This is a genomic window from Methylococcus sp. S1M (assembly GCF_051295855.1).
GTDB lineage: Bacteria > Pseudomonadota > Gammaproteobacteria > Methylococcales > Methylococcaceae > Methylococcus > Methylococcus capsulatus.
In genome coordinates, this window is record NZ_JBPDXO010000024.1 from 1 (window position 1) to 3,812 (window position 3,812).

Here is a 3,812-nt window from a genome sequence, read left to right on the forward strand (position 1 = left end):
TTTCGGCCACCGAAGTCGAGGTCCAGCCGGGCCGCTTTTACAGCGGCGGCGCGGTCTACGTGGCCGAGCAGCCGGTCGCGATCAACCTGTTCCAGTACATCCCCCTGGTCACGAAGAAGATCGTCGCCATCGTGCTGTGGGGTCAGGAAGTGGATACCAGCGTCGAACCGCGCGACTTCCTGGTCGATCTGCAGACAGGCGCCACGGAGCCCCAGGCCGTGGCCATGCAGCGGATCCGCAAATGCGAGGTGAATCCCCTGAGCGGACAGGAGTCGGCCGATCCGCAGCCCCCGGTGATCCAGACCGGCACGCTGGCCGTGGCCCACGTCTACCTGACGCCGGCCGGCATCGAGCGGATCGAGATGCAGACCCAGTCGCTGCTGCCGAACGGCTACGACCAGGAGCAGCGCCTGGACGGGATCGAGGCCTGGAAGGCGGCGGCCGAGCCCCGGATCGCTTCGATCGCCACGGACTTGGCGGCGCTGGCGAAGAAGTCCTCGGACAAGGCCGATCGCGCGATGTTCGTGGAGATCGCCCAGGATCTGGCGAGCGTCAAGGAGCGGCTGCAACTGCCGTCCAGCTACAGCAGCTACCAGTCCGATGCGTTCGCCGACACCGCCAAGAGCAACGCTGGCCACGTCGGCTTTGCGGCCCGGATCGACCACGGCCTGCTGTTTCCCTTCGCAGCCTCCATCCAGGCCAACCTGGCATTGTTCAACCCGATCGACGCCGGCGTCAGCGTCTCCGGCCAGAACGTGGTACTGCCAGCCTATACCCACGCCGCCCGCATCCAGACCCAGGGTTACGCGGGGGATCTGTCGATCAGCCAGTACCAGGTGCAGACCCACACGGTGCGGGAGCAGAAGATCGTCTCCTGGGAGAAGAAGTACGGCTGGCACGGCAACTTCCTGACCCGCTGGTACGCCCGCAACGTCTGGGCGAAGCTGGGCACCAAGTATCAGTGGACGCTGCCCTGGCACGGCTACTTCGAGCAGCACGAGACCACCCAGTACGTCGACGAGGTCACCACCACCGGCTACAACGGCGCGATGGTGGCGCAGTCATTCCTGGTCGCCAATGCCCTATGGCTGACCCGGCTCGGCCTGTTCTTCACCCAGATCGGCCCCAGCGGAGACGTCCAGGTCATCGTCTGCGAAACCGACGGCGGCAAGCCCAATCTGGAAAAGACGGTGGCCTCGATCGCGCTGCCGCGGGCCAGTCTCAAGGCCTATCCCGCCGAGACCGTGATCGACGTGCCGCACGTCCTGCTGGAAGGCGGCAAGCGCTACGCCATCGTCCTGATCACTCAGGGTGATCACCGGGTGGCGACCGTCTCCGGCAATGCCTATACCCAGGGCACGCTGTTCTACGGCTCGGACGGCGACTACTTCGTCGGCGACCTGACCCGCGATCTGATGTTCACGGTCTACGGCGCTAAGTTCGCCCGTGTCCGCACCGAGGTGCAGCTCCAGTCGGTGTCGCTGTCCGGCGGACTGACCGACCTGGCCATCGCTGCGCAGCACGTGGTGCCGGAGGGTACCGAGCTTCGCTACGAGATCCAGCCCTCCGGCTCGGGTGCCTGGTACCCGCTGGGCGATCCGTCGCTGGTGCTGTCCACCAGCCCGAACCTGGTCAACCTGCGCGCGGTGCTGCTCGGGACTTCCGACCTGGCGCCGGCCTTCGTGCTGACCAACAACGCGATCCAGGCCAGCCGGCCAGACACCAGCTTCGTGCATTGGTCCGCTGCCCGCGCCGTCGCCTCCACCACCTCGGTGACCCTCAAGCTGCTGGTGGCGCACTGGGACGCCGCCAACCATACCTTGACGCCCCGGATCGTGACCGGCGGCAGCAACGAGGTGGCGCCATCGACCACGGTGATCACCGACGAGGACGGCGCCAAGCGGTTCAGCTACACCTTCACCATTCCCGCCTCGACCGCCTACGAAATCAAGCTGAGCGGCACCCGCAACGCCGCCAGCCAGCCGTTCGCGGTGGTCGAGCGCATCGACGTGGCAGCGTAAGGAGAACACCATGGCCAAGCAGACGACAGTGAATGCGATCGACCCGGACCGCATCGACGACGACGGCCAATACCGCGTGGTCCTACGGGACAGGATCGTGGTGGACGGCGTCACCCTGTATCCGGGCTGGGACATCGTCCTGAAAGGGGACGTGGTGAAGTCCAATCGGGAGGCGATCGAGCATGCCGACCCGGTTTGACCGATACCGCTTCAAGGATGGCGTGACGCCGCTGTCCGAGGACACCTTCAACGCGATCCTCCAGGACATCGATCTGCGGATCGCGGCCCTGGAGGAGGTGCGGATCTCCTGGCAGGCGGCCGTGACCCTGCTCACCGACCAGGGACTGCTCCGCATCAACGAAGCCCTGGCGCCGGCGATCGAAACCCTGCAATACCAGATCGACCACATCGTCGAGCTGGCGTCGCAAGTGCAGGTGGACCGCATCCTCGACGCGCCGGACCAAGTGACCGACGTCCACATCGGCAACCGCACCGCCGATCCGGCTCTGGTACCCGCCAACAACACCGGGACCCTGACCCAGTGGCTCGGCCGCCTGGCGAACCGCCTCAAGGCGATCACCGGTGCCACCAACTGGTACGACGCGCCGGCCACGAACCTGGCAGCGGTCGCGGCGACGCTGGCTTCGCAGGCTGCACAGCTGGCCACGGCCGCTGCACATGCCTCCAACGTGTCCAATCCGCACGCTACCACGGCTGCGCAGGTCGGCGCCTTGCCGGTCGGGGGCGGCAACCTGCTGGGTGCGCTGGGGCTGTCCGGCTTTCCGATCTCCGGGGTGAAGACGCTTGGGTTCCAGGCCGAATACGACAACGGCAACAGCGGCACGGCCAAGACCCTAAGCCTGGTGAACGGCCAGAAACAGAAGCTCAAGCTGACGGCTTCGACGACCCTGACCGTGTCCAGCACCGGCGCGCCGGTCGGAAACTATGTGATTCGCTTGATTCAGGACGCCACCGGTGGCCGTGCGGTGAGCTGGGCCGGCCTGTCCGGCTCGCGCTGGCTCGGCCGGGCCGCGGCGCCGGCCGTCAACACCACCGCGAACGGTGAATCGCTGCTGTCGATCTACTGGGACGGCGCCAACATGATCCAGTCCCTGGCCAAGGTGGGCGCCGCCTGATGGGCATTCAGGTCGGTCCCTACACGACGGCCTCGTCGACCGGCGCTTCGCTGTCGATCGCCAAGCCGGCCGGGATCGCCGCCGGCGATCTCCTCCTGCTGGCTGTCGCGCTAGATGCCGGCAGTTTCGGATCCGGCGCCGGGATCGCCACGCCGGCGGGATTCACGCCGGTGCCGGCAGGCAGCGTCAGCTTCGGCTCGAACGGCCGGTCGCAGCTTGCGGCTTTCTATAAGGTGGCATCGGACAGCGAGCCGGCCTCGTACACCTTGAACTTCTCGGCGGGTGGTTTCCCGTCCTATGACTCTAACGCAGTGGTCCGCGCCTTCGGCGGTGTGAATACGGAAGCGCCGGTCGACGCGTCGGCGGGAGTCTCCGGGGGATCGTCATCGTCCCTGGTGGCACCTTCCGTCACCCCGAGCGAGGGGGAAAGCGACGACCTTCTGGTCTGCCTGTGGGGCGGGACCGCCATTGTGGGCGCTTCCGCTTGGCCCGCTGGAATGGGCGACACGCTGGTCGCTAATGCGGGCGGCGGCAGTCTCTTGATGGCGGATCAGCAACTCGTATCGGCGGTGGCGACAGGAACCAGGACCCTGACCGCATCGGCGGCCACAACCTGGGGCTCGGTGTCCGTGCTGCTCTTGCCCGATCGCAGCTC

4 protein-coding genes are annotated in these 3,812 nt (G+C 66.8%); all 4 read left to right on the forward strand.

The features are described 5' to 3' along the window. Positions 1–2,021 (forward strand): hypothetical protein (locus ACSHWJ_RS15860; protein ID WP_432540088.1); only part of this gene is annotated, 2,021 nt, incomplete at its 5' end. 10 nt (positions 2,022–2,031) lie between these two features. Beyond that, positions 2,032–2,220 carry a hypothetical protein gene (locus ACSHWJ_RS15865; protein ID WP_432540089.1) on the forward strand — a complete coding sequence of 63 codons (189 nt, stop codon included), beginning with the start codon at positions 2,032–2,034 and terminating at the stop codon, positions 2,218–2,220. Further along, positions 2,204–3,157 (forward strand): hypothetical protein, encoded by a 954-nt coding sequence (locus ACSHWJ_RS15870; protein WP_432540090.1) that lies wholly within the window; start codon positions 2,204–2,206, stop codon positions 3,155–3,157. The genes ACSHWJ_RS15865 and ACSHWJ_RS15870 overlap by 17 nt, the downstream gene beginning before the upstream one ends. Beyond that, positions 3,157–3,812, forward strand: a 656-nt coding sequence (locus ACSHWJ_RS15875; RefSeq protein ID WP_432540091.1) for a hypothetical protein, incomplete at its 3' end; no start/stop codon positions are given. The genes ACSHWJ_RS15870 and ACSHWJ_RS15875, both read left to right, overlap by 1 nt.